The 26,051-nt window shown below is 73.9% G+C and carries 22 protein-coding genes; 8 read left to right on the top strand and 14 right to left on the bottom strand.

Translation table 11 applies throughout. The features are described 5' to 3' along the window. Positions 1-69 precede the first annotated feature (69 nt). Positions 70-2,220, bottom strand: coding sequence for a DUF7937 domain-containing protein (locus tag H291_RS0105300; RefSeq protein WP_020013941.1), 2,151 nt, complete (start codon positions 2,218-2,220; stop codon positions 70-72). 332 nt (positions 2,221-2,552) lie between these two features. Here H291_RS0105300 and H291_RS32265 point away from each other — a divergent pair, with 332 nt between their 5' ends. Next, positions 2,553-3,218 (top strand): 4'-phosphopantetheinyl transferase family protein, encoded by a 666-nt coding sequence (locus H291_RS32265; protein WP_020013940.1) that lies wholly within the window; start codon positions 2,553-2,555, stop codon positions 3,216-3,218. Here the strand turns inward: H291_RS32265 and H291_RS0105290 are convergent. After that, positions 3,200-4,759, bottom strand: a complete 1,560-nt coding sequence (locus H291_RS0105290; RefSeq protein WP_020013939.1) for an alpha/beta hydrolase family protein — start codon at positions 4,757-4,759, stop codon at positions 3,200-3,202. The two genes, H291_RS32265 and H291_RS0105290, sit on opposite strands and share 19 nt — an antisense overlap. Positions 4,760-4,788: 29 nt before the next feature. Beyond that, on the bottom strand, positions 4,789-5,394 hold the full coding sequence (locus H291_RS0105285) for a PadR family transcriptional regulator (protein WP_020013938.1): 606 nt from the start codon (positions 5,392-5,394) through the stop codon (positions 4,789-4,791). 85 nt (positions 5,395-5,479) lie between these two features. Between H291_RS0105285 and H291_RS0105280 the strand changes: the two genes are divergently transcribed. Then, positions 5,480-6,751, top strand: a complete 1,272-nt coding sequence (locus tag H291_RS0105280; RefSeq protein ID WP_020013937.1) for an FAD-dependent oxidoreductase — start codon at positions 5,480-5,482, stop codon at positions 6,749-6,751. A gap of 104 nt (positions 6,752-6,855) precedes the next feature. Here the strand turns inward: H291_RS0105280 and H291_RS0105275 are convergent, their stop codons facing one another. The 8 genes from H291_RS0105275 to H291_RS0105240 all read right to left on the bottom strand — a co-directional run bounded on the left by H291_RS0105275 (position 6,856) and on the right by H291_RS0105240 (position 15,046). Then, entirely contained in the window at positions 6,856-7,617 is a 762-nt protein-coding gene (locus tag H291_RS0105275; protein WP_020013936.1) for a crotonase/enoyl-CoA hydratase family protein, read from the bottom strand. After that, positions 7,614-9,140, bottom strand: a complete 1,527-nt coding sequence (locus H291_RS0105270; RefSeq protein WP_020013935.1) for a class I adenylate-forming enzyme family protein — start codon at positions 9,138-9,140, stop codon at positions 7,614-7,616. Before H291_RS0105270 ends, H291_RS0105275 begins: the two co-directional genes overlap by 4 nt. A gap of 93 nt (positions 9,141-9,233) precedes the next feature. Further along, positions 9,234-10,511 carry a hypothetical protein gene (locus tag H291_RS0105265; RefSeq protein WP_033325726.1) on the bottom strand — a complete coding sequence of 426 codons (1,278 nt, stop codon included), beginning with the start codon at positions 10,509-10,511 and terminating at the stop codon, positions 9,234-9,236. Between the two features lie 229 nt (positions 10,512-10,740). Then, positions 10,741-11,694, bottom strand: a complete 954-nt coding sequence (gene era, locus H291_RS0105260; RefSeq protein WP_020013933.1) for a GTPase Era — start codon at positions 11,692-11,694, stop codon at positions 10,741-10,743. After that, positions 11,691-13,070 (bottom strand): hemolysin family protein, encoded by a 1,380-nt coding sequence (locus H291_RS0105255; protein WP_232215994.1) that lies wholly within the window; start codon positions 13,068-13,070, stop codon positions 11,691-11,693. The genes era and H291_RS0105255 overlap by 4 nt, the downstream gene beginning before the upstream one ends. A 5-nt stretch (positions 13,071-13,075) precedes the next feature. Beyond that, a complete protein-coding gene (gene ybeY / locus H291_RS0105250) occupies positions 13,076-13,528 on the bottom strand; it encodes an rRNA maturation RNase YbeY (RefSeq protein ID WP_020013931.1) in 453 nt (150 codons plus the stop codon). After that, positions 13,525-14,580 carry a PhoH family protein gene (locus H291_RS0105245; RefSeq protein WP_033326134.1) on the bottom strand — a complete coding sequence of 352 codons (1,056 nt, stop codon included), beginning with the start codon at positions 14,578-14,580 and terminating at the stop codon, positions 13,525-13,527. The genes ybeY and H291_RS0105245 overlap by 4 nt, the downstream gene beginning before the upstream one ends. Positions 14,581-14,695: 115 nt before the next feature. Next, the gene (locus H291_RS0105240; RefSeq protein WP_020013929.1) at positions 14,696-15,046 is read right to left on the bottom strand and encodes a histidine triad nucleotide-binding protein; all 351 of its coding nucleotides are present in this window, start codon (positions 15,044-15,046) and stop codon (positions 14,696-14,698) included. A gap of 214 nt (positions 15,047-15,260) precedes the next feature. Between H291_RS0105240 and H291_RS34090 the strand changes: the two genes are divergently transcribed. Together H291_RS34090 and H291_RS32255 are read left to right on the top strand one after the other, a co-directional pair. Then, positions 15,261-17,126: a helix-hairpin-helix domain-containing protein gene (locus tag H291_RS34090; RefSeq protein WP_026365420.1), complete on the top strand. Its 1,866-nt coding sequence runs from the start codon at positions 15,261-15,263 to the stop codon at positions 17,124-17,126. Further along, on the top strand, positions 17,123-17,977 hold the full coding sequence (locus tag H291_RS32255) for an OmpA family protein (RefSeq protein ID WP_020013928.1): 855 nt from the start codon (positions 17,123-17,125) through the stop codon (positions 17,975-17,977). The genes H291_RS34090 and H291_RS32255 overlap by 4 nt, the downstream gene beginning before the upstream one ends. A gap of 95 nt (positions 17,978-18,072) precedes the next feature. On the opposite strand, the gene H291_RS0105225 is transcribed toward H291_RS32255, so the two are convergent. The 3 genes from H291_RS0105225 to hrcA are packed head-to-tail and all read right to left on the bottom strand — an operon-like array spanning position 18,073 to position 21,017. After that, positions 18,073-18,837: a 16S rRNA (uracil(1498)-N(3))-methyltransferase gene (locus tag H291_RS0105225; RefSeq protein WP_020013927.1), complete on the bottom strand. Its 765-nt coding sequence runs from the start codon at positions 18,835-18,837 to the stop codon at positions 18,073-18,075. 10 nt (positions 18,838-18,847) lie between these two features. Further along, the gene (gene dnaJ / locus H291_RS0105220) at positions 18,848-19,969 is read right to left on the bottom strand and encodes a molecular chaperone DnaJ (protein ID WP_020013926.1); all 1,122 of its coding nucleotides are present in this window, start codon (positions 19,967-19,969) and stop codon (positions 18,848-18,850) included. Between the two features lie 28 nt (positions 19,970-19,997). Continuing rightward, complete coding sequence (hrcA, locus tag H291_RS0105215) at positions 19,998-21,017, bottom strand: heat-inducible transcriptional repressor HrcA (RefSeq protein WP_026365419.1); 1,020 nt, start codon at positions 21,015-21,017, stop codon at positions 19,998-20,000. A 390-nt stretch (positions 21,018-21,407) separates the two neighbouring features. Here hrcA and H291_RS33655 point away from each other — a divergent pair, with 390 nt between their 5' ends. The 4 genes from H291_RS33655 to H291_RS28755 all read left to right on the top strand — a co-directional run bounded on the left by H291_RS33655 (position 21,408) and on the right by H291_RS28755 (position 25,979). Continuing rightward, positions 21,408-21,593, top strand: a complete 186-nt coding sequence (locus H291_RS33655; protein WP_020013924.1) for a hypothetical protein — start codon at positions 21,408-21,410, stop codon at positions 21,591-21,593. Positions 21,594-21,688: 95 nt separating this feature from the next. Beyond that, positions 21,689-24,532, top strand: coding sequence for a helix-turn-helix transcriptional regulator (locus H291_RS34780; RefSeq protein ID WP_020013923.1), 2,844 nt, complete (start codon positions 21,689-21,691; stop codon positions 24,530-24,532). A 67-nt stretch (positions 24,533-24,599) separates the two neighbouring features. Continuing rightward, the gene (locus H291_RS0105200; RefSeq protein ID WP_020013922.1) at positions 24,600-25,463 is read left to right on the top strand and encodes a DUF3097 domain-containing protein; all 864 of its coding nucleotides are present in this window, start codon (positions 24,600-24,602) and stop codon (positions 25,461-25,463) included. Positions 25,464-25,487: 24 nt separating this feature from the next. Beyond that, positions 25,488-25,979, top strand: a complete 492-nt coding sequence (locus H291_RS28755) for a DUF4870 domain-containing protein (RefSeq protein ID WP_020013921.1) — start codon at positions 25,488-25,490, stop codon at positions 25,977-25,979. The last annotated feature ends 72 nt before the right edge of the window (positions 25,980-26,051 follow it).

The raw sequence follows: 26,051 nt of genomic DNA, 5'->3' as shown, positions 1-26,051 counted from the left end.
CGGCGTCCCGCGCACACGAGTCAGGCGTACAGGTCACGGGAGTGACCTGTACGCCTGACTCGTCGGGGGTCAGCGGCGGCTGCGGAGGGCCGCGTCGACCTGGGGGTCGCCCAGGGCGCCGAGCCAGTCCAGCAGCGCCGGGTAGGTCGACGGGTTGGCCGCGACCTGGGGCCGCAGGTGCGGCGACTCCTGCACGATCTTGGCGAGGTCCGCGAGCGGCGTGGCCGGGTCGAGCGCCTGGGCGGGGCTCCACCGGCCGCCGGCCACCACGGGCGGCAGCACCGCGGTGTGCCCGGACTCGGCGTCGCGACCCGCGGTCGCGGCACCCTGGCCCTGCGGCTGGCCGCTGACCACCCGGCGCGTCGTGTGCTCCACGTCCTCGTCGAGCCCGCCCGCTGCCTCCGACGGCGCCTGCTGGCCCACCGGGTGGATGCGCGCGGTGGCGTGCGACGTCGGGTGCGACGGCTGCGCCGCCACCGGCGTGGCGCCCGAGCGGACCGGGGGCATGCTCGCGGTCGCGTCGACCGGGGCGGCCGCCGCCGGCATGTCCTCGACCGTGCGCATCGCTCCGAGCGAGACCTCGCCCGACGTCGGGGTCTCGCCCGACGTCGGCTCCACGGCCCGGACCGGCACGACGCCGCGCTGGGCGGCGGTCGCACCGGCGACGGTCCGCACGGCGCCCGTCGAGGTGACCCGGCGGGGCTCGGCGGGACGCCGCAGCTCGGGGGCGCTCCGCACGGGCTCCTCGGGCAGCGTGGCCGGCGTGGCCTTGTCGCCCTTGGGCCGCGGCGGGGCCCATACGTAGGCCTGGGTGCGGTCGGCCTCGACCTCGCCGCCGATGCCGGCGGTCTGGAAGTGCTCGCGGACCGCCTTGGGCACCATCAGCGCGCTCGCCGCGACGATCGGCAGCGCGAGCGCCATGAGCAGGTCGCCCAGGTTCACGCCCAGGCTGGCGCCCGACGTCGCGATGACCACCACGAGGCCCAGCACGCCCGCGACGCACGCGGCGCCGACGGCGGGCACGTGGCCGGTGTTGGGGTCGCGCTTCAGGGAGCGCCGCGCGAACCAGGCGATACCGGCGACGACGGCGCCGAGCACGAGCCGCAGCACCAGCGTGACGCCGGCACCCGAGCCGACGAAGCCGGGGTCGATGAGCTGCACGAGCGCGGCCAGCGCGCTGCACACGGCGAGCAGCACGATGACGTCGAACGCGCGGATGGCCACGCGGACCCACACACCGGCGGCGTGCTCGGTGCTCTCCTCGGCGTCGGCCGCCGCGGGGTCGCGGCGGACGGCGGGCGAGCCGGCCACGGCCGCGGCGAGCGGGAGCAGCACGAGGCCGAACCGGCTCGGGTCGGTGACGCCGGGCTGCATGGACTCCATGCCGGTCAGCGCGCCGCCGGACGTGAAGACGAACAGGAGCGCCAGCACGATGCCGACGGCGACGAGCACGAGGCGGGAGGGGCGGTCGTGCCGCACGGTGCCGCCGACCAGGAGCCAGACGAGGCCGAGCGAGAGCACGAGCCACACGGGCGCCAGCAGCCGGTCGCCGAGCGTGGCGCCGTCGGCGAACTCGGCCAGCAGCGTGGAGACCACGGCGCCCAGGGCGATGAGCGCCCCGACGCCGGCGAGGCCGAACCGCCAGGCGCGCACCACGGCGCCGTCCTGGTCGACGGGCCCGAGCTCGCTGTCGCGCGGGGTCGCCGCGAGCGCCGCGCCGGCGAGCGCGAGGCCCAGGCCGGTGCCGACGCCCGCGCCGCTGCGCAGGTCGAGCACGAGGTGGACCAGGCCGATCACGGCGAGCGGGAGCCCGGCGATCAGGCGGGCGCGACGCGTGGTGTGCACGGTCCACGTCGCGGGCAGCACGCCGAAGCGCGCGAGGTAGGGCAGGGTCAGCGACGCGAGCGACAGCGCGACGGCCAGCACGACCTCGACCCGGTCCGCGGAGCGGTCCAGCAGGTTCCAGGGCAGCGCGAGCGACACGAGGAGGGCGAGCGCGGCGATGGCGTCGCGCACGTAGTCGGCGGCCGCGATGTTCGCGAACGGCCGGACGTCCCCGGCGCCGTCGGCGGCGGTGCCGGGCGTGGCGCCGGTCCCGGTCTCGGGGGTGAGCGTGGCGACGTGCTCGTGGCCGAGGCTCTCGGTCGGTGCGCCGTTCGCGTCGTCCGCGACGTCGCCCGAAGTTCTCTCGTCACGCTCCGAAGCGTGCTGGTCCATCATCCGTTCACTCCTCGATAACGCCACTGGTCGAGACTGGGGAAGTGGGGCTGGCGGCGCTGGGGTCCACCCCGTTTCTACCCGCTGCGAACCGGCTCTGTCCGGCTGTGCCACGGCGAGTCCGGTCACACCTGCATTTCTGCGCACGTCCATCACATCTGGGATGCGTGGAACTTCCGCCCTCGGCGACAGCCGCGGGCACATCGAGGTCTCAGGAGAACGCAGTGGGCTCAGCCGCCGCACCAGCACCCCGCACCTGCGACGTCTGGCTCGTGCCGGTCAGACGCCGAGAAGCCTGGACGCGCCTGCTGACCGTACCGGATCGGGAGCATCTCGTGGGCCTGGACGCTCTGGCGACGGACGTCCACCTGACCTCGCGCGCGGCGCAGCGCCTGATCCTGTCGCGTTACCTGGGTCTCGCGCCGGAGGAGATCGTGGTGGAGCGCACATGCGAGCGCTGCGGGGACCCGCAGCACGGGCGCCCGCACGTCGAGGACGCCGGTCTGGACTACTCGGTGTCGCACACGCGGGCGTGGGTGCTGGTCGCCGTCGTCGGGGAGGGCCGGGTGGGGGCGAACCTGGACGCCCGGCCCGCGGACGGCGACCTGGACGATCTCGCGGCGGCCGCGCTCACCCGGGCCGAGCACCACGCGTGGCGCCGGCTGCCCACGCGGGACCGCGCCGACTCCCTCCTCGCCTCGTGGACCCGCAAGGAGGCGACGACGAAGCTCACGGGGCACGGCCTGGCGATCCCGCTGCGGGACCTGGACGTGACGGGGCCGCGGCCGAGCCTGGTGACGGCCGACCCGTCGGTGCGGCTCCCCCACCCCCGCCCGTACCTGACGGACGTGCCCGCGCCGGCGGGGCACAGCGCGGCGCTGGCGACGACCACGCACGTGGACCAGGTGCGGCACCTGCGCCTCCCGGACGCGCTGCCGGACGCCGTGGCGCCCGTGGCGCCGCGACCGCTGGCGGCGGCGGCTCAGATGCCCAGCTGGTAGGCGCCCCAGTACGCCAGGGTCACCAGCAGCGCCGCCGAGCCCAGCACGATCGCCCAGAATCCCGTCGAGACGACGGCGACGGCGGCGCGGCGGGGCTCGGGTCCTCCGGTCTCGACCAGCGACATCCGCCGGTCGCGGAGCCGGCCCACCAGCAGCGCCGCCGCGACGACGGCGACGATGCCCAGCAGCCGCACCGCGATCCAGCCGCCCTGCACCACCCACGCGTTCTTCTCGTAGTCCAGGGCCAGCCGGGCGACGGCCCCGAGGTAGGCGCCGAGCCCGAGCAACGTCGCCACGGACCCGACGCCCAGCAAGGTCAGCGGCCCGCGCAGGCCCCGGCCGAGGCGCACGCCCGGGCGACCGGAGCGACGTCCGGCGAGGCGGCCGGTCAGCACCGCGCCGCCCACGAGCAGCGGGCCCACGACCAGCAGCCCGGAGGCCGTGACGACCACCCCGACCAGCCAGTCGCCGTCGCCGTACCAGTGCGGCTGCGGCACGGGGGCCGCGAGGTAGAGCTGCTCCGGCTGGGCGCCGGCGACCTGCGGCGGGGCGGACGCCGTCGCCGGCAGCCCCAGCACCCAGTCGGCGACGTCGCGCGCGAAGTCGGGGTGCAGCACCAGGCCGGCGGGCGTCTCCACGTTGATGCCGTGGTTGGCCCGCTCGTAGAACCGCACGGTCACGTCGTCGGCGTCCGCCAGCAGCTCGCGCGTGCCCTGTTCCAGGGGCATCGAGGCGTCGTTGGTGCCGAACACGGCGAGGATCGGGTCCTGCTGCTCGCGCAGCCAGGGCCGGACGTCGAAGTCGGCGTACTCGAACCCGCCGCCCGGCACCTTCATGCCCACGGCGCGCGGGATGGCGCGGAACACCCCGGCCGGCACGTCGGTGTTGCGCAGGTAGTTGTCGACGGCGTACGCGGCCTGCTGGCGCGGCGGCACCACCGGGGCCGACACCAGGACCTGGAACGCGAGCCGCGGGTCGTCCACCATCATCACCGGCGACACCCACGCGCCCTCCGACTCGGCGTACAGGCCGACGGAGTCCGGGTCGACGCCGGGCACGTCCCGCAGGAAGCTCACCGAGAAGGCGTAGTCGCGCGCCATCGCCTCGTAGTCCCGGTGCCGGGTGGAGTAGTTGTCGAGGCGCTTGTCGGGCACCAGCGTGGTGATCCCCGCGCTCGCGAGCGCCGTCGCGGCCAGCGTGAAGGCGTCGGCGGCCTTTCCGGTGCCCGCGCCGTGCACGAACACGATGCCGGGGCGGCCGGGGGCGTCGTCCGCGGCGTCCTGCCCGGTCAGGACCGGCTCGCGGAGCAGCCCGCCCACCTCCAGGCCGTCGGCCAGCGGGATGGTCACGGGCGTCTCGCGCACCTCGTGGTCGCCAGGCTGCCCGGCGTCGGGCGAGGCGCCCCCGATCGCGGTCGAGGTGGTGCTCACGCCGAGGTGGTTCGTGACCGGTTCCGGCTCCCAGGCCGGTCCCGCGACGGCGCCCGTGACGGCCAGGGCGACCAGGATCGCGGCGGAGGTGGCGACGGTCCTGAAGAACACCTTCGGATGCTACTCCCGGGACCTTGGCTTCACTCGGGCGGGCGCGAGTCGAGCATCTCCTGCGTGTCCCACGTCAGGGCGCCCGATGCCAGGTCGGCGACGACGCCGCGCACCCAGCCGAGCTCGGCGCGCGTGGCGACGAGCAGGTGCTCGTGCTCCAGCAGCAGCACGCGCGGCAGGCCCCACTCCTCGGCGTCGGCGGCCTCCCGCTCGGCCGCGGCCAGCGTGGCCTCGAGCGCGGTGACGCGCTCGGCGAGCCGGTCGCGCACGAGGTCGGGCCCGGTGATCGCGAGCACGGCCAGCACCGCCCGGAACTCGGGGAACTCGCGCGCGGGGGTCGCCAGCGCGGCGTCCATCCAGCGGCGCAGGGCGGCGGAGCCGTCGTCGGTCAGGGCGTAGACGATCCGGGCCGGGCCGGCGTCGGCCGCCTGCTTCTCGTGCACCTCGATGAGGCCGTCGCGCAGCAGCCGCTCGATCGCCTGGTAGACGCTGTTGGAGCGCGCGACGTTGACGACGTCGTCCTTGCGCCGGGTCTTGATCAGCCGCTGCATGCGGTAGGCGTGCATCGGCTCCTCGGCGAGCAGCGCGAGCAGCACCATGGCGAGCGGCGAGCGCGGCCGGGAGTCCTGGGTCACGGCGCCCAGCCTAGGCGGCGGTACGGGATCGGCTGCTCGGCGGAACACCTTGCCATCTTATGGTTACCCATTTTATGGTGAGGACATGAGAGCGATCATCATCGGAGCGGGCATCACCGGGCCCGTGACCGCCATGGCCCTGCAGAAGGCGGGCATCGACGCCGTGGTCCACGAGGCCTACGACCGCACCGCGGACGGCGTCGGCGCCTACCTCAACCTCGCCCCGAACGGGCTCGCCGCCCTGCGCGTGCTGGACATCGACCCGCACGACCTCGGCGGTTTCGACACCCCGGCGCTGGAGCTGCGCGGCTCGGGCGGCCGGCTCCTGGCCCACCTCGCGATGGGTCGCGACGACGGCCCGGGCACGGTCAGCCAGACCGTCCGGCGCTCGGACCTCTACACGCGGCTGCGCGACGAGGCCGTCCGGCGCGGCATCACGGTCGAGTACGGCAAGCGCCTGGTCGACGCCGCGGCGGTGCCCGGGGGCGGCGTCGGCGCCTCCTTCGCCGACGGGAGCACCGCCGAGGGCGACCTGCTGATCGGCGCCGACGGCCTGCACTCGCGCACCCGCGCGATCCTCGACCCGGGGTGCCCGCCACCGCGCTACACCGGGCTGCTGAACACCGGCGGCTACGCGTCGGGCGTCTCCGTGGACGAGCCCGAGGGCGTGTTCACCATGATCTTCGGCCGGCGCGCCTTCTTCGCCTACGTGCAGCGCGCCCCGGGCGACGTCTGGTGGTTCGCGAACGTGCCGCGCGCCCGCGCGGCGTCCGACGACGAGCTCGCCGCCTGGACCCCGGACCGCTGGCGGGCCGAGCTGGAGCGCCTGTTCGCCGACGACGCCGGCCCCGCGCTGGAGCTGATCGCCGCGACGCCGCAGGTCATCAGCCCGTGGAACACGCTGGACCTGCCGAAGGTGCCGGTCTGGCACCGGGGACCGATCGGTCTGGTCGGCGACGCCGCGCACGGCATCTCGCCGACGTCGGGCCAGGGTGCCTCGCTCTCGATCGAGGACGGCGTGCTGCTCGCCCGCCTCCTGCGGGACCACGGCGAGCCCGCCGCGGCGTTCGAGGCGTTCGAGGCGCTGCGCCGGGGGCGGGTCGAGAAGCTGATCGCACAGGCAAAGCGCACCTCGAACCAGAAGATCCCGAACCCGCTGACCCGGGTGCTGCGCGACCGTGTGATCCTGCCGCTGGTGAGCCGGGCGGCGGCGCGCAGCACGAACGACTGGGTGACGGACTACCGCATCGACTGGGACGCCCCGGCGGGTCGGGATGCTTGGGCGGGCCGGGACGCTCCGGCGGGCCGGGACGCGACGCCGGGCCGGGACGCTCCGGCGGGCCGGGCGGCGTCCTGAGCCGTGGGCCGTGCCGACGTCTGCCCGTTCCCCTTCGAAGCCTAAGTTTCTCCTCTTTCAAGCGACGCAAAGAGGAGAAACTTAGGCCTCGAAAAAGCGTGGGGTCAGGCCAGGGTGCCGTGTCGCCCGGCCCCCGCCGCGAAGCGGGCCGCGCCCTCGTAGGCCGCGGCCGCCAGCGAGCGTTCGCCGTGCGTCCACTCCTGGGCCAAGGCGTCCGCCTCGGGAAGCCCCCACTGGTCCAGCACCGAGGCCCGGTCCCCGCGCAGGCAGACCTGCGGGAGCGCCGCGAGCGACGCCGCCAGCTCCACCGCCGCCGACACCGCCTCCCCCGCCGGCACCACGCGGTTGGCCAGCCCGATGCGCAGCGCCTCGTCGGCGCCCACGGACCGGCCGGTCAGGATCATGTCCATCGCGTGCGACTGCCCGATCAGCCGCGGCAGCCGCACCGTGCCGCCGTCGATCAGGGGCACGCCCCAGCGGCGGCAGTAGACGCCGAACACGGCGGTCTCGTCGGCGACCCGCAGGTCGGCCCAGGCCGCGAGCTCCAGCCCGCCCGCGACGGCGTGCCCGGAGATCGCGGCGACCACCGGCTTGGTCAGCCGCAGCCGGGTGGGACCCATGGGCCCGTCGCCGTCGGCCGCGGCGCGGTTGCCGTCCGGCGTGCCGAGCGCCTTGAGGTCGGCGCCGGAGCAGAACGTGCCGCCCGTCCCGTACAGCACGGCGGCCGTGGCGGCGTCGTCGGCGTCGAAGGCCCGGAACGCATCGGCGAGCGCCGCGGCCGTGGGGCCGTCGACGGCGTTGCGCCGCTCCGGGCGGTCGATGCCGATCAGGGTGACGCTGCCCTCGCGGGTGACCAGGACGCTCACTTGCGACCCTCCCACAGGGGCTCGCGCAGGGCGCGGCGCAGCACCTTGCCCACGGGAGAGAGCGGCACGGAGTCGACGGCGCGCACGGCCTTGGGCACCTTGTACCCGGCCAGCCGGTCGCGGACCGCGGCCTGCAGCGCGGCCTCGTCGACGACGGCGCCGGGCGCGGGCACCACGAACGCGGTGACGGCCTCGACCCAGGTGTCGTCGGGCGCGCCGACGACGACGGCCTGCGCCACCGACGGCTGGGCCAGCAGCACGTCCTCGACCTCGCGGGGGTAGACGTTGTAGCCGCCGGTGATGATCATGTCGCTGCGCCGGTCCACGAGGTAGAGGTAGCCGCGCTCGTCGGTGCGGGCCATGTCGCGGGTGCGCAGCCAGCCGTCGCCGGCGAACATCTCGGCGTTCAGCTCGGGGGCGGCGTGGTAGCCGGCCATCGTGAAGGGCGCGCGCACGCGGATCTCGCCGATCTCGCCGGGGGCGACCGGCACGCCGTCGTCGTCGGTCACGACGACCTGGGCGTCGAGGGCGGGCTGGCCGCACGAGCCGAGCAGGGTGGCGTCACCGTGGTCGGTGGCGTCGAGCACGGTCAGGCACAGCGGCGCCTCGGTCTGGCCGTAGTACTGCGCGAAGCGTGGCCCCCACACGTCCATGGCCTGCTCGATCACGGGGCGCGGCATGGGGCTGGCGCCGTAGATCGCGGTGCGCAGGGAGGCGACGTCGGCCTTCTGGGCGACGCCCGACGAGAGCAGCATGCCGATCATCGTGGGCACCAGGTTGATCTCGGTGGCGCGGTACCGGGCGATCGCGTCCACGTAGCCCTGCGGCTCGAACCCGGACAGCACCACGGACTCGCCACCGCGCAGCCAGTAGGGCAGCACGAACGTGCCGCTGGCGTGGATCAGGCTGGCCGCGTGCAGCATCACCGAGTCGCGCGCGGGGCCGACCAGGTTGGTCAGGATGTTCGTGACGATCGCGGCGTAGCTGGCCTGGGTGTGCTCGACCGCCTTGAGCGTGCCCGTGGTGCCCGACGTGTACAGCAGCAGGATCGGGTCCTGCGGGTTCGCGGGCAGGTTCGGGTCGGTGGTCGGGACGTCCTCCATCGCGGCCAGCAGGTCCGGGCCGCCGGCTGCGCCGGGCGCGCCGAGGCCCAGCGTGGTGACGCCGTGCGCGGCGGCGAGCTCGGCCGCCCGCTCGGCCAGGGCGGCGTCGTGCACCAGCAGGCGCACGCCCGTCTCGTCGAGCATGCGGCCCTGCTCGACGGCGGACAGCCGCGCGTTCAGCGGCACCCGGGTGACCCCCGCCTTGAGGCAGGCGAAGTCCATGGCGATGGACCACAGGCCGTTGCCCATGAGCAGCGCGACCCGCGAACCGGGCTCCGCGCCGTGGGCGTGCAGCACCCGCGCCATGGCGTTGGCGGCCGCGTCCACCTGCGCATACGTCAGCGACTCGGCGCCGAACCGGACGGCGGTCCGGGGGCCGAACCGGGCGGCCCCGCGGCGGACCAGGTCAACGGTGAGCATGCTCTTCCTCCACGAAAGGTGTCCGGTAAATACCTTTCGTGACGGTACTACCGGCTCAGCTCGGCGCGGAAGGGCACCTCGACCACGTCACACTCAGCGCACCTCGTAGATCTCCGTGCCCGACGAGCGCGCCCGCCGGTAGCGGACCGGCAGGGCCTGCGGGTGCCGCACCCAGGGCGACGGCACCCACGCCAGGTCGTGGTCCTCGACCGCCAGCTCCAGGTCCAGCTCGGTCAGCAGCCGGTTGATCGCCACGCGCGCGATGATCCGCGCCTGCCGCGACGCCGGGCACCGGTGCGGGCCCACGCCCCAGGCCAGGTGCGCGCGGTTGCCGACCTCGTCCCACATGTTGCCGGTGTGCACCAGCGGGTCCTGGTTGGCCGCGGCCACGGCCATCACCAGGGCGTCGCCCTTGCGGATGAGCTTGCCGTCGATCTCCAGGTCGTTCATCGCGTACCGGGGCAGCGGCGGGTTCGCGGCGGGCGCCTCGCGCCACAGCACCTCGTCCAGCACCTCGTCCAGGGCGATCCGGCCGCCGGTCCAGCGCGCCGCGAACCGCTGGTCGGTGAGCAGCAGCCGCAGGGTCAGGGCGATCCATGCGGTGAGGAACTCGCTGGCCGCGATCAGCGGCACGGACATCGAGTCGGCGACCTCGCGGTCGTCGTGGAAGCTCGGGTGCCGCACGAACGACGACGTCAGGTCCGTGCCCGCCACCTCCTTGCGGGCCTGGACGTGCGCCATCAGGTTGCGGCCCATCCGGTCGCGCGCCTCGGCGGCCTCGCCGGTGTGGTCCATGATGTGCGCCGAGTCGACCATCATCTGGTCGGCGGTCGCGGGGTCGAACCCGAACAGGGACGTCACCGCGAGGAAGCCGACCTTCTTGGCCCAGTCCGACACGAGGTCGGCCTCGCCGCCGTCCCCGAGGCCCTCGATCAGCCGGTTGCAGACCTCCTCGACCTGGGCCACGACCAGCTTCTCGGGCAGGGCCTCCAGCCCGTCGTCCAGGGGCTGGCGCAGCCGGCGACGCCGCTCGCCGTCGTGGTGGTAGGAGGAGTTGCGCGGCTCGCGCGGCGAGATGCCGAGCAGGGCCGAGCGCTCCGACAGCAGGCCGTCGTAGTGCCAGCGCCAGTTGCGCGGGTCCCGGGAGAACTGCGACTCGTTCCGCGTGATCTCGCAGATCTCCGCGTGGCCCATCACCAGCCACGCCGGCACGCCCGGCTCCATGTCGACGGGCGCCACGACGCCCCATCTGCTGCGCAGGACGTCGTAGATCTCCTGCGAGTCCATGCCGCCCGTGGTTGCCGACAGGGGGGTGAGCCCGCTCAGGCTCGTGAGCTCGACGGGGGACGTCCGAGCGACCACTCTCTCCATGCGGCAATCACAGCACAGTGTCCGTATTGCCCGTAATCCTGGCTGCGATATTCGGACTGGTCAGAGCTCGTCGGGGCCCAGGCCGACCCCGGGCGGCGCGTGAGCAAGTCCGGATCGGCACTTTTCTGAGTGCTCGGCACTTGGCATCGAGATCGGTCCAGGCCTGAGCCGATCTCGATGCCAACTGCCGAGTCTGCGGTGCAAACTGCCGAGTTCGTGGGGGACGCCGTCAGAAGCCCAGACGGCGCAGCTGCTTCGGGTCACGCTGCCAGTCCTTGGCGACCTTGACGTGCAGGTCCAGGTACACGCGCTGGCCCAGCAGCTTCTCGATGCCGCGCCGCGCCTCGGTGCCGACGGTGCGCAGCCGGGACCCGCCGCGGCCGATGACGATCGCCCTCTGGGAGTCGCGCTCGACGAACAGGTTCACGCGCACGTCCAGCAGCGCGGGCCGGCCCTTCTCCGGGTCGCCCGAGCCCTCGCGCTCCACGATCTCCTCGACGACCACCGCGAGGGAGTGCGGCAGCTCGTCGCGCACGCCCTCCAGCGCGGCCTCGCGGACCAGCTCGGCCACCATGACGGCCTCGGGCTCGTCGGTCAGCTCGCCGTCCGGGTACAGCTCGGGCCCCTCGGGCAGGTGCGAGACGAGCACCGTCTCCAGGGTGTCGACCTGGTAGCCGTCCTTCGCGGAGACGGGCACGATGTCGGCCCACTCGCGGTCCACGGACTTGGCGAGCTGCTCGACGGCGATGAGGTGCTCCATCAGGTCGTTGCGCGGCACCAGGTCGGCCTTGGTCACGACGGCGACGACGGGCACGGCGCGGCGCCCGGTCATCAGCTCGGCGAGCTGCGCCGCGATGTACCGGTCGCCGGGGCCCACCTTCTGGTCCGCCGGCAGGCAGAACGCGATGACGTCCACCTCCGAGAGCGTGTCCCGCACCAGGTCGTTGAGCCGCTCGCCGAGCAGGGTGCGCGGGCGGTGCAGGCCGGGCGTGTCCACCAGCACGAGCTGGGCGTCCTCGCGGTGCACGATGCCGCGGATGGTGTGCCGCGTGGTCTGCGGCCGTGCCGACATGATCGCGACCTTCTGCCCCACCAGCGCGTTCGTCAGGGTCGACTTGCCCGCGTTGGGACGGCCCACCAGGCAGGCGAACCCGCTCCGGTGTTCCTTGATCTGATCGCTCATGAGGTCACTTCCTTCTGGTCACGCTTCTGATCACGGTGGTCGTGCTGGTCGAGACCACCGTTGCTGTCCTCCGGCTCGCCTGCCGGTTCCGTGCGGTGCACGAGGATCGTGGAGAGCTGCTTGCGCCGCCCCTCGATCCGTTCCGCCTCCAGGTGCACCCCGCCGACCTCGACGGAGGCCCCCGCGAGCGGCACCTTGCCCAGCGCCTTGGCGAGCAGGCCACCGGCGGTGTCCACGTCGTCGTCGTCCAGGCGCAGGTCGAAGAGGTCGCCGAGCTCGTCGACCGGGAGGCGGGCCGGCACGCGGAACGTGCCACCGCCGAGCTCCTCGACCTCCTGGACGGGCACCGTGTCGTGCTCGTCGGTGAGCTCGCCGACGACCTCCTCCAGGAGGTCCTCGATGGTCACCAGGCCGGCGACGCCGCCGTACTCGTCGACGACGAGCGCGATGTGGCTGGCCGAGGCCTGCATCTCGCGCAGCAGGTCGTCGATCGGCTTGGACTCGGGCACGAAGACGGCGTCGCGCGCGACGTCGGAGGCCGGGCGCCGCGAGGGCTCCCGCAGCCCGCCGTCGTCGACGGGCCAGTGCACCGCGGCCACGACGTCCTTGAGGTAGGCGACGCCGACGACGTCGTCCACGGACTCGCCGACCACGGGTACCCGCGAGAACCCGGAGCGGAGGAACAGGCGCAGCACCTTGTCGAGCGACGTGTTCGCGGTGACGGTCACCATGTCGGTGCGGGGCACCATGACCTCGCGCGTGATGGTCCCGCCGAGCTCGATGACCGACCGGAGCAGCTCGCGGTCGGACTCCTCGAAGGCGCTGGACTCCCCCACCCGGTCCGCGATGTCGCGCAGCTCGGCCTCGGTGGGCGGCGACGGGTCGTGCCGCGGCACCGAGATGCGGGTGAGCCACGCGACGGCGCGCGAGACGGCGGTCAGCGGCCCCACCAGGGCGATCAGCACCCCGACGGGACGGCGGAAGCCGAGCGCGCGCGGCGAGACCCGCACGAAGATGACGCCGACCACGACGCCCACGACCAGCGCGATGAGCATGACCGGCAGCTCGTTGGGCACGCCCTCGCCCGGGATGGCCTGCTGCACCAGCAGGGTCCCGGCCGCGATCGCGACCACCTCGGCCATGACCCGCACCAGCGCGAAGGACGCGACGATCGCCGTCGGGTCCACGACGAGCGCCTGGGCGCGCCGGATCCGCGCGGCACGCTCCGGGTCGGGCGACTGCCCCAGCTCGGCCTCCGCGAGCGCCTCCGTAAGGGAGGCGCGCGTGACGCGCAGGAGCGCGGCCTCGCCGGCCGACAGCATGCCCGCCAGCGAGAGACCGACCAGCACGACGAGGGTCAGGAGCAGGACGATCACGCCGGTCACCGGGTCGCGAGGAACGTCAGGAGGAGCTTGCGCTGCAGCGCGAACATCTCCTTCTCCTCCTCGGGCTCCGCGTGGTCGTAGCCGAGCAGGTGCAGGATGCCGTGCGTCGTCAGGAGCAGCAGCTCCTCGGTGGTGGAGTGGCCGGCGGCCTTGGCCTGGGTGACCGCGACCTCCGGGCACAGCACGATGTCGCCGAGGGTGCCGGCGGGCGTGACGTCGCCGTCGCGCCCGGGGCGCAGCTCGTCCATGGGGAACGAGAGGACGTCGGTGGGTCCGGGCTCGTCCATCCACTGCACGTGCAGGTCCGTCATGACGGTGGTGTCGACGAAGATGATCGACAGCTCCGACTGGGGGTGCACCCGCATGGCGTCGATGACGAAGCGGCCGAGCGCGGCGAACTCCGCCTCGTCGACCTCGTACCCGGACTCGTTGTTGACCTCGATGCTCACCGGCGCTGCCTCTTGTTGCTTCCCGAACGGTGGTCCTGCGGCTGACGGCCGGGGCGCTGACCGCCCGCGACGACGTCCCACCGCGCGTACGCGTCGATGATGTCGCTGACCAGGCGGTGCCGCACGACGTCGGACGACGTCAGGCGGCAGAACTCGACGTCGTCGACGCCCAGCAGGATGTCCTCCACGACGCGCAGCCCGGAGGTGGTGCCGCCCGGGAGGTCGACCTGCGTGGCGTCGCCGGTGATCACCATCTTGGAGCCGAAGCCCAGGCGGGTCAGGAACATCTTCATCTGCTCGGTCGAGGTGTTCTGCGCCTCGTCGAGCACGATGAACGAGTCGTTGAGCGACCGGCCGCGCATGTAGGCCAGGGGCGCCACCTCGATGGTGCCCGCCTCGATGAGCTTGGGCACCTGCTCGGGGTCGACCATGTCGTGCAGCGCGTCGTACAGCGGGCGCAGGTACGGGTCGATCTTCTCGGACAGCGTGCCCGGGAGGAACCCGAGGCGCTCGCCTGCCTCGACGGCCGGGCGGGTCAGGATGATCCGGTTGACCTGCTTGGCCTGGAGCGCCTGGACGGCCTTGGCCATGGCGAGGTAGGTCTTGCCGGTACCGGCCGGCCCGATGCCGAACGTGATGGTGTTGGTGTCGATGGCGTCCACGTACGCCTTCTGCCCCACCGTCTTGGGCCGGATGGTGCGGCCCCGGTTGGACAGGATGTTGAACGTGAGCACCTCGGCGGGGCGGGAGGCCGAGGCGTCGCTCAGCATCGCCACCGACCGCTTGACGACCTCAGGGGTGAGCTGGGTGCCCGCCTCGACGACCTCGATCAGCTCGTCGAGCAGCTGGGTGACCAGGGCGACGTCGCCCGCCGGTCCGCTCACCGCGATCTCGTTGCCACGGGCAAGGACGTCGACTCCGGGGAAGCCCTCCTCGACGGCCCGCAGCACCGAGTCCCGGCTCCCGAGGAGCGCGACCGTCGGGATGTGGGCCGGTACGACGATCTTGTGCTCGATCCGGGTCTGTGACTGTGTGCTGGACGAAGTTGTCATGAGCCGGCCCGCCGGGCCGATCCGCTCCTTCACGCGGTAGGGATGACGACATGGTCATCCTATCGACCTGCCAGGGCCACGCCACGGTCTTTCCTGCTCCGGGTCGAGAAGAAGTTCAGGCGAACCCGGGGAGCTCGCCTCCGGCGAGCAGGTGCGCGTGCACGTGGAAGACCGTCTGGCCGGCCTTGGGCCCCGTGTTGAAGATCAGGCGGTACTGGCCGTCGCCGAGCTCGGTCGCCACGCCGTCCGCGAGCGCGACGACGCCCGCGAGGCCCTCGGGGTCCGACGCCGCGAGGGCGGGCACGTCGGGGTAGTGCTCCCTCGGCACCACGAGCACGTGCACCGGCGCCTTGGGCGCGATGTCCCGGAAAGCGATGGCGGTGTCCGACGACGCGACGACGTCCGCCGGGATGTCCCCCGCGACGATCTTGCAGAAGAGGCAGTCAGGGCTGTCGGTACTCGTCATGTCGGCAGGCTACCGGCGGGCGTCGGCGGGTGAGACTTCGCCATGTTTTTCCATACCGTTACATAGTTCGAAATGCCCGGGTGAAAGGGGTGTGGGAGAGTTTGCGGCGTTCGATGGAGATTAGCGTACTGAGACACCATTTCGTCGCGGTCAACCTCGCAGGTCCCGTCGGTCGCCCTCACTCACCACACACAGCAGTCACCTGGAGGTTCGCGTGGGTTGGTTCATCGCCCAATCGCTCGCATTCATCATCATCGCGGCCCTGATCGGCCTCGCGATCGGCATCTGGATCGGCTGGCTCGTCTGGGGTCGCCGCAAGGGCAAGCACACGGCCGAGAAGAGCGAGGCGGTCGGGCGCGCGAACACCGCCGAGGGCGGCACCACGGCGGACGACGCCGAGGCGGCCGGGACCGACGCCGAGCCCGTGCGCGTGCTCGCGGTCGCCGGGGCCGCCGGTGCGGCCACCGCCGTCGCCGCCGCGGACGAGCCGGGCGAGCAGGCGGGCGCGGGCGACGCCGTCGACACCAAGGAAGGCGGGGCCGCGGGCGACGCCGGGGCCGGCGAGGCCGCTGCGGAGCAGGCCGGCGCCGAGGCTGCCGACGAGGCCGGCACCGCCGGCCCCAAGGCCGACGACGAGAGCACCGCCCAGGCCGGCGAGGACGAGCACGCCGGGGCCGACGGGTCCGCCGTCGTCGCCGAGGCCGAGGCCGTCGCGCGCGAGGCCGCGGAGCAGGCCGCCGCCGCCAAGGCGGCCGCGCTCGCCGAGGCCGGGGACGACGCCGCCGACGAGACCGCCGTCGAGGCGGTCGTCGAGCCGGCCGCTGCCGCCGAGCCTGCGGACGACCTGCAGCGCATCGAGGGCGTCGGCCCGAAGATCGCCGCCGCGCTGGCCGCCGCCGGCTACACCACGTACGCGAAGATCGCGGCCGCGACCGAGGACGAGCTGCGCGCGGCCGTCGCGGGCCAGGGCATCAAGTTCGCGCCCGCCGCGAGCAGCTGGGCCGACCAGGCGCAGTACCTCGTGGACGGCGACACGGCCGGGTTCGAGGAGTACCAGGACTACCTCGTGGGCGGCCAGGAGCGGCGCGCGAAGTTCAACGAGAACGTCGACTACACCGACGTCGACGAGATCGAGGGCGCCGAGGCCAAGGCCGAGGCCATCGCCGAGGACGAGGCCGCGACCGCCGCCGCCGAGCAGGCCGAGCAGGCCGAGGCCGCCGGCACCGTCGAGGCCGAGCCGGCCGAGGTCACGCCGGAACCCGAGCCCGAGCCCGAACCGCAGGACCTGCAGCGCATCGAGGGCATCGGCCCCAAGATCGAGACGGCCCTGACGGCCGCCGGCTACACCACGTACGCCAAGGTCGCGGGCGCGAGCGAGGACGAGCTGCGCGCGGCGCTGACCGCGAGCGGCATCAACTTCGCCCCGGCCGCGACGAGCTGGGCCGACCAGGCGCAGTACCTGGTGGACGGCGACGAGGACGGCCTGCGCGAGTACCAGGACTACCTGATCGGCGGCCAGGAGCGGCGCGCGAAGTTCAACGAGAACGTCGACTACACCGACGTCGACGAGATCGAGGGCACCGAGGCCAAGGCCGAGGCGCTGGCCGAGGACGAGGCGGAGGCCGCGGCGGCCCCGGAGCCGGTCGCCGAGCCGGAGCCCACCCCGGAGCCCGAGCCCGAGCCGCAGGACCTGCAGCGCATCGAGGGGATCGGCCCCAAGATCGAGGCGACGCTGAAGGCCGCCGGCTACGCCACGTACGCGAAGATCGCGGCCGCGACGGAGACGGAGCTCCGGGCGGCGCTCGCCACGGGCGGCATCAAGTTCGCCCCCGCCGCCACGAGCTGGGCCGACCAGGCGCAGTACCTGGCCGACGGCGACGAGGACGGCCTGCAGGAGTACCAGGACTACCTGATCGGCGGCCAGGACCGGCACGCGAAGTTCCGCAAGGACGTCGACTACACCGACGTCGACGAGATCGAGGGCACCGAGGCCAAGGCCGAGGCGATCGCCGAGGACGAGGCCAAGGTCGAGGCCGCCGAGGACGACGCTGAGGCGACGGGGTCCGAGGTGAAGGCATGAACATGAAGGTCGTCCTGCCCCCGGTGATCATCGTGGTCCTGGGGCTGGGTGCCATCTCGGGCGTGCAGAACACGGGGTTCCGCGAGCACATCGAGTCCACGCTGACGGAGAGCGCGCAGGGGGCCCTCTCCGCCGCGGGGATCGACGCGGTCGTGGCCTTCTCGGGCCGCGACGCCGACGTGACCGCGCCGAGCGACGCGGTGGCCCTCGAGGCCGCCGACGTCGTGGGCGGCGTCACCGGCGTCCGGACCGCGGCGGCCTACGGGCCGGACGGCCTGGTCTCGGCCGACGCCGACACCGAGCCCGCGGAGGCCGAGGCCGCAGAGCCCGCCGCGCCCGCCGAGGAGGAGACCGAGGCCGCTCCCGAGCCGACGGACGAGGCGACCGCCACGCCCGAGGCGACCGAGGCGACGTCGGACGGCGAGACCGAGGCGACCGAGGACGACGGTGCCGAGGAGGAGGACGAGCCGAAGCGCGAGCCGACCCGCGAGGAGCGGGAGGAGGCGCAGGAGGACCTCGTCGAGATCCCGAACATCACGTTCGTCACGGACAGCGCCGAGCTGACCGAGCACGGGCGCAAGGTGGTGCGCAAGGCCGCCGAGGTGCTCGCGGAGCACCCGGAGGTCGAGGTGCGGATCGAGGGCCACACCGACTCGGTGGGCACCGACGAGCACAACCAGGACCTCAGCGAGCGCCGCGCGGAGAAGGTCGTCGACGAGCTGGTCAAGCAGGGCGTCGAGCGCGACCGCCTGACCTGGAAGGGCTTCGGCGAGTCGGACCCGCTGGTGGTCCCGCGCACGTTCGACGACCTGGAGAAGAACCGCCGCGTGGAGTTCGACGTCACGAACTGAGCGGCATCCGCCGGTCGAGCCGCTGTCGCCGGTCGAGCCGCTGTCGCTGGTCGAGCTTGTCGAGACCCGGGTCCCGACAAGCTCGACCAGCGGCGTTACCAGCGGCCCAGGCGCTCGCTCAGGAGGGCGATCGCCACCGGGCCCGCCGTGGACGTGCGCAGCACGTGCGGCCCCAGGCGCGCGGTGACGGCCCCGGCCTCGGTCAGCAGGGCGACCTCCGCCTCGGAGATGCCGCCCTCGGGCCCCACCACGACGAGCAGCGGACCGGCCTCGGGCAGGGGCACGGTCGCGAGGCCCACGGTGGCCTCCTCGTGCAGCACCGCCACCGCGCCGCCCGCGGCGACCACCTCGCGGGTCCGTGCGGCGAGCTGCTTGGTGCTCAGCGGCAGGTCGACGTCGGGCATGCGCGCCCGGCGGGCCTGCTTGGTCGCGGCCCGCACGGTGCTGACCCAGCGGGCCCGCGACTTGGCGGCCCGGTCCCCGCGCCAGACGACGACGGACCGCTCCGCCTGCCACGGGATGATCGCGTCCGCACCGACCTCCGTGGCGGCCTCGATCGCCATCTCGTCGCGGTCACCCTTGGCGAGGGCCTGGACGAGCGTCACGACGACGCCGGGCACGGGCTCGACGTCGGCGTGCTCGACCCGCAGGTGCACCTCGGCGCCGTGCACCGCCTCGACGACGGTCCGCAGGCGCACGCCCGCGCCGTCGACGACGTCGATCCGCTCCCCCGGACCCCGGCGCTGCACCACGCCGGCGTGCCGCCCCTCGGCGCCGTCGAGCACGTACACCGAGCCGGCGGCGTACTCCGACAGCGGATGGGCGGCCGACGCCTCCGCGAGAAAGACTGGCGCGCTCATCGGCGGCGGGTCAGCGGCCGCTGAGCTTGTCGCGCAGGCGCGAGAAGACGCCGCCCTGGACGGTGGCGAGCCGCGGCTCGGGCCGCTCCTCGCCGCGCAGGGTCGCGAGCTGCTGCATCAGGGCCGTCTGCTCCTCGTCCAGGTGCGTGGGCACCTGGACCTCGATGTGCACGTTGAGGTCGCCGCGCCCGTTGGAGTGCAGGTGCCCCACGCCGAGGCCCTTGAGGGTCATGACCTGGCCCGGCTGCGTGCCGGGGCGCAGGTCGATCTCCTGCAGGCCGTCCAGGGTGTCGAGCTCGAGCACGGTGCCGAGCGCGGCCGCCGTCATCGGCACCTGGAGGGTGCAGTGCAGCTCGTCGCCGCGTCGCACGAAGGTGTCGTGGGCGCGCTCGCGGATCTCGACGTACAGGTCGCCGGCGGGGCCGCCACCGGGGCCCACCTCGCCCTGCGCGGAGAGCTTGATGCGCGTGCCGGTGTCGACGCCCGCGGGCACGTTCACCGAGACGGTGCGGCGCGACCGCACGCGGCCCTCGCCGGAGCAGTCGGTGCACGGCTCGGGGATCACGGTGCCGAACCCGCCGCACGCGGAGCACGGCTGGTTGGTCATGACCTGGCCGAGGAACGACCGGGCGACCCGCTGCACGGAGCCGCGGCCCTGGCAGACGTCACAGGTGCGGGCGTGGGTGCCCGGACGCGCGCCGTCGCCGCCACAGGTGTTGCAGACCACCGCGGTGTCGACCTGGATCTCGCGCTTGGCGCCGAACACGGCCTCGGCGAGGTCGAGGTCGAGGCGCACGAGCGCGTCGTTGCCGCGCCGGGCGCGCGGGACCGGCCCGGTCGGCTGCCCGCCGCCGAAGAAGGTCTCGAAGATGTCCTGGAACCCGAACCCTGCGCCGAACCCGCCGCCCGCGCCACCACCGGGCGAGGTCGGGTCGACACCCATGTCGTACTGCTGGCGCTTGTCGGGGTTGGAGAGCACCTCGTACGCGCGCGCGACGTCCTTGAACCGGTCCTCACCGGCGTCACCGGCCACGTCCGGGTGCAGCTCACGGGCCAGCTTGCGGTATGCCTTCTTGATCTGCTCGGGCGAGGCGTCGCGCGGAACACCGAGAATCTCGTAGTAGTCGGTCACAGGTCTCTCTTCGTGATGAGTTGAGTATTCAGCTGGGCAGCACTCGCGACAGGTAGCGCGCGACGGCGCGCACCGCGGCGATGGTGCCCGGATAGTCCATACGGGTGGGGCCGATAGAGCTCAGGATCGCGACGGTGTCGCCGTCGGACGAGCCGTAGCCGGACGTGACGACGGAGGTCTCCGCCAGTCCCGCCAGCCGGTTCTCGTGGCCGATGCTCACCGCCACCCCGGCGTCGTCGGTCATGTCGGTGAGGAGGCCGAGCAGGACGACCTGCTCCTCCAGCGCCTCCAGGACGGGCCGCAGCCCCTGCTCGAACCGCATGCTCGACCGCGCCAGGTTGGCCTGACCGGTGAGCACGATCCGCTCCTCGCTCTCCTCGCTCAGCGCGGCGGTGACCACCTCGGCCACGGCGGTCGCCAGCGGGCGGTGCTCGGGCGGCATGGCCTCGGCGACGCCGGCGAACGCGTCACCGATGTCGGCGAGCCGGCGGCCGGCCGTCGCGGCGTTGAGGCGGGCCCGCAGCTCGCCCAGCGTCCCGTCGTCGAGGTCGACCGGCACGTCGAGGAAGCGCTGCTCCACCCGGCCCGTGTCCGTGATGACGACCACCAGGAGCCGGCCCTCGGCCGTGGGCACGAGCTCGAGGTGCCGCAGCCCGGAGCGGCGCAGCGAGGGGTACTGCACCACGGCGACCTGGCCCGTGAGCTGGGCGATGAGCCGCCCGGCGCGTGCCACGACGTCGTCCAGGTCGACCGCCTCGGACAGGAAGGTCTCGATGGCGCGCTTCTGCGGGAGGGTCAGCGGCCGCACCTCGGCGAGCTGGTCCACGAACAGGCGGTAGCCCTTGTCGGTGGGGATGCGTCCCGCCGAGGTGTGCGGCTGGGCGATGAGCCCGGCCTCCTCGAGGGCCGCCATGTCGTTGCGCACCGTGGCCGGGGAGACCCCGAGCTGGTGCCGCTCCGTGAGGATGCGCGAACCGACGGGCTCACGCGTGCGGACGTAGTCCTCCACGATCGCCCGCAGGACATCGAGTCTGCGTTCCTCGCTCACCGCGCTCACCTCCGTCCCCAGGTAGAACGTCCGGGAGTTGCACCCGGGTTCCGGCCCGCTCTCCGACACTGCCGTCCAGCACTCTCACCAACCGAGTGCCAATCCTACGCGGCGCACACGAGCGGCCGGGTCCCCGACCCGCCGCAGGCCGGCCACGACCCCGCGAGCCGCCCTGGACCGCTGCGGCAAACCTGCCCCTGACCTGCGGGTCTTACCCGTTCGCCGAGGGCTGACCGGTCGAGCATAGGGCGATGCCTTAGACGTGCCCAGCCCTTGGCGCAGACCGGCCACGAAAGATGCGGCGACCGCCCGATCCGGGCGACGTACCTCACAGACCAACCTGGAATCACCGCCGGCGAGGGGCCGGCGGTGACACCGGGAGGAACCACCATGTTCGGTTTTACGGACTACGCCGACTACCGCCGCAGCGAGCGCGAGATGGACGACCGCAACGAGCGCGCCCGCAAGGCCCGGGAGCAGCAGGACCTCGCCCGCCGTCAGGCCGCCGCCCGGCGCACGGCCGAGCGCGCGGACCGCGGCAGGGCGGCCGACGCCGTCCGGCCGCGCGTCGCCTGACCCCGGGCACGACCGTGCCGGGCAAGGGGCCGCACGACGGGCGGAACAGCAGAAAAGACCGGAACGACCAGGGACCGGCATGGGACGATGAGCCCATGCCGGTCCCCCGTGCCCGCCTGGTGGGCCGAGCCCCGGAGCTCGGCGCGCTCGAGGCCGCTCTCGCCGACGTCCGCTCGGGCGGCAGCCGCACCGTGGTCGTCGGGGGCGAGGCCGGGATCGGCAAGACGCGCCTGCTGGACGAGCTCGTGTCGCGCGCCGGCGACGTCACCGTCGTCGCCGGACAGTGTGCCGACGAGGGCTCCGGCCCGCTCCCGTACGCGGCTCTGGTCGGGCTCCTGAACGGCGTCGTCCGGGCGACGGGCCACGAGGCGGTCGTCGCCGCGGCCGGTCCCTCCGCCGGAGCCCTGTCCGCCCTCGCTCCCCAGCTCGTCGCGCCGGCGCCCGGCGCCGGGGCCGACCGCGTCCCCGAGGTCCTCACCGACCTGCTCACGGGCCTCGCGGGCGAGCGACCCGTCGTGGTGGTGATCGAGGACCTGCACTGGTCCGACGACGTCACGCGCGCCGTCGCCCTCCGTCTCGCCCGCACCGCGCCGCCCGGCCTGCTCCTGCTGCTCACCTACCGCAGCGACGACGTCGGCCGCGCGCACCCCCTGCGGGTCGTGCTCGCCGAGCTCGACCGCGCCCGGCTCACGACCCGCGTCGAGCTGACGCGCCTGGGCGAGACCGAGGTCCACGAGATGGCGCGGGACCTGCTCGACGTCGGCCTCGACGCCGAGCAGCTCGCCGACCTGGCGGACCGCAGCGAGGGCGTGCCCTTCTACGTCGAGGAGCTGGTCGGCTTTCTCGGCACCGAACTGCCCGACTCCCTGCGCGACATCCTCCTGCTGCGCTACTGGAACCTGAGCCGGGAGGCCCGGTCGCTGTGCCGCGTGGTCGCCGCCGCCGGGCCGCGCGTCTGGTACGACGTGCTCGACGACGTCCTGGCCGACCCGTCGACGGGTCCGGGACAGCGCACCCCGGGCGCCGACGCGGAGGAGGCCGTCCGGGAGGCGGTCGAGGCCCAGGTGGTGGTGGTCACCGAGGTCGGGTACGCCTTCCGGCACGCGCTGGTCCAGGAGGCCGTCTATGCCGAGCTGCTGCCCGGCGAGCGGCACCGCCTGCACGCCGCCTACGCGCGGGCCCTGGAGCGGGCCCTCGTCCGGCGCGCCCACTCGGTGGCGAAGCTGTCCCGCATCGCCGACCACTGGTGGCGGGCGGGGATGCCGGACAAGGCGCTGGCGGCGGCCGTCGCCGGGCACCGCAAGGCCGCGGAGGGCGCGGCGTCGTCCACCGCGGTCACCCTGGGCGAGCGGGCGCTGGAGCTCTGGGACCAGGTGCCCGACGCCGAGGCCGTGGCCGGCCTGCCGCACCACGAGCTGCTCCGCACGGTCGCCGAGTCGCTGCGCGGAGCCACCCGGACCGCCCGGGCTCTGGCCGTGGCGCACGAGGCCGTCGACGAGTGGCCCGCCGACGACCCGGCGGGGCTCGCCGGCATGCTCTCCGACGCGGCGCTCATCGCGGGCCACGCCGGCTCGGACGAGGGGCCCGCGCTCATCGAACGGGCCCTGGCGCTCGCCGAGCCCGGCCGGGACGACGACGTGCGCGGCCTGCTCCTGATGCTGCGGGCGCGCCGCGCGATGCTCGGCGGCCGGCCCCGGGAGGCGATCGAGGCCGCGACGGCTGCCCACGACGCCGCCAGTGCGACCGGCGACACCGAGGTCATGTCCGTCACGCTGAACCTGCGGGGTCTGAGCCGGGTCCAGCTCGGCGACACCGGCGGCTTCGCGGAGATCGACGCCGGCCGCGAGGTGGCCGGTGACAACTGGCACGGGCTGAGCCGGTACTACGTCAACGGGTCGGACGCCCGGCTCGTCGTGGGCGACTGGGCCCGGGCGGCGGAGATCGCCGAGGAGGGAACAGGCGCCGCGCGCCGGCACGGCTCGTCCGACTCGACCCGGCTCATGATCGAGGGGAACCTCGCCGAGGCGCAGATCGGGCGCGGCGACTGGGCCGAGGCCGCCGCCTGGTACGAGCGGACGATCCCGCTGATCCACGACAGCGTCTACTCCGCCTACCTCAGCGAGCGCCGGGCCTGGCTCATGATGTGGCAGGGGCGCGTGGAACAGGCGCAGGCCGAGGCGCGCCGGAGGGCCACGAGCTGGGAGCAGTTCGGGCGCCTGGAGGAGCAGATCAGGTCGCGCACCAGCGTGACCCAGGCGGAGCTCGCGCTGCTGCGCGACGAGCCGGCCGAGGCCCTGGAGCGCATGTCGGTGGTGGTCGCCCCGGACCACCCGCGCATGCCTGCCTACGACCTGCAGCAGCTCGCCGCGGCGGCGCAGGCGATCGCCCGGCTGCGCGCCGCCGGGCAGGACGTCGACGACGCCCCCTACCGGGCGGCCCTCGCCGAGTGCGCGCACTGGCCGACGTACCCCCTGTGGGCGGCGCTGTTCGAGGCGGAGCTCGGGACGGGGCCCTGGACGGCGGTCGCCGACCTGCCCGGTCCCGGACCCGTGCACCTGCGCCCGTACGCGCTGTACCGCGAGGGCGCGCGGCTGCTCGACGCCGCGGACCGGGCCGGAGCCCGGGCGGCGCTCGGCGCGGCGGTCGTGGACGCGGAGAAGATCGGTGCGGGACTCGTCGTCGGGCAGGCGCAGGGTCTGATCGACCGCGCGGGGCTGGTCGACGGGGCGGCCGGCGCTCCGCCGTCGGGCGCCGGGACCGACGCGCTCACCGCGCGCGAGCGGCAGGTGCTGGCCCTGGTGGCCGAGGGCCTGACCAACGGGCAGATCGCCGAGCGGCTGTTCATCTCGGCCAAGACGGTCTCGGTCCACGTGTCTGCGATCCTGCGCAAGCTGGGCGTGGCCACCCGCACGGAGGCGGCGCTCCGCGGCGTCCGGTGACGGCGGGAGACACTCCGGCGGGGCGGAGATCCAGCACTCGGCGAGGAAGCCGACCTAGGCTCTCGACGTGGTCGACGAACGGTACGGGTCCGATGTGCTCTCCCCCGAGTTTCCCGGCGCGCAGCGCGGGCGGCGGCCCACGTCGCAGCCCACGCCCGCCGAGCTGGGGCTCGTGGTCGAGGAGGTGCAGACCGGCTGGGTCGGGGCGATCGTCCGCGTCGAGAAGTCGGGCGGCATGCACGTGGTGGTCCTGGAGGACCGGCGCGGCCGGACCCGCACGTTCCCGCTCGGGCCGGGCTTCTGGGTCGAGGGCAAGCCGGTCGAGCTGACCGCGCCCGTCACCAGCCGCGCCCCGGCGCAGCCCACCCGCACGGCCTCCGGGTCGGTCGCGGTGCACGGCGGCCGGGCCCGCGTGGCCCGCGGCAGCCGCATCTGGGTCGAGGGCAAGCACGACGCCGAGCTCGTCGAGAAGGTCTGGGGCGACGACCTGCGCATCGAGGGCGTGGTGGTCGAGATGCTCGACGGCGTGGACAACCTCGCCGAGCGGCTCGCCGAGTTCGGGCCCGACGCCGAGCGCCGGGTCGGCGTGCTGGTGGACCACCTGGTGCCCGGTTCCAAGGAGCAGCGGCTCACCGACGAGGCGCTCCGGACCGTTCCCACGGGCACCGTGCTGGTGCTGGGCCACCCCTACGTGGACGTGTGGCAGGCCGTGCGCGCCCAGCGGCTCGGCCTGGAGCGCTGGCCCGTGATCGACCGGGGCACCGAGTGGAAGCTCGGCATCCTGCGCTCCCTGGGCTGGCCTGCACAGACGCAGGCGGACGTCGCCCGGGGCTGGCAGCGGATCCTGGGCTCCGTGCGCGACTTCCGTGACCTGGACCCGGCCCTGCTGGGACGGGTCGAAGAACTTATCGATTTCGTGACCTCGGCGTAAGGCACAACCTCTACGGTTGGTCATATGTCCGAAAACCCGCAGGAGCCGCAGGCTCCGCAGCAGCCCGGCCCCGCACCCCAGCAGCCGCAGGACGGCCCCGCCTACGGGACGCCGCAGCCCGCCCAGTCGCCCTACCAGGGCCCGCCGCAGGCCGGCCAGCCCTACGGGCAGCAGTACCAGCCGCCGCCGCTCACGCCGTCGGACGAGCGCCTGTGGACGGTCCTGGCCCAGGTCGGCCCGTTCATCCTGTCGTTCATCCCGCCGCTGGTGATCTGGCTCGTGCTCAAGGACCGCAGCCAGTTCGTGGAGCAGGAGGCCAAGGAGTCCCTGAACTTCCAGATCACCCTGGTCATCGCGCAGATCGCCGCGTGGATCATCACCGGGATCACCTTCGGGATCGGCGGGATCGTCTTCCTCGCGTTCATCGCCGCGGTCGTGTTCATGATCATGGCGGCCGTGGCCAACGGCAAGGGCGCGCCGTACCGCTACCCGGTGAACATCCGCTTCATCAAGTAACGCCCGCAGGACGGCAACGACCATGCACCTGCTGCCGGCCGGATTCCCGGGCCGGCAGCAGGTGCATGGTCG

The organism is Promicromonospora sukumoe 327MFSha3.1 (assembly GCF_000385135.1).
In the GTDB taxonomy this organism is placed as follows: Bacteria; Actinomycetota; Actinomycetes; order Actinomycetales; family Cellulomonadaceae; genus Promicromonospora; species Promicromonospora sukumoe_B.
This window is presented reverse-complemented; position numbering and strand designations above follow the sequence as displayed.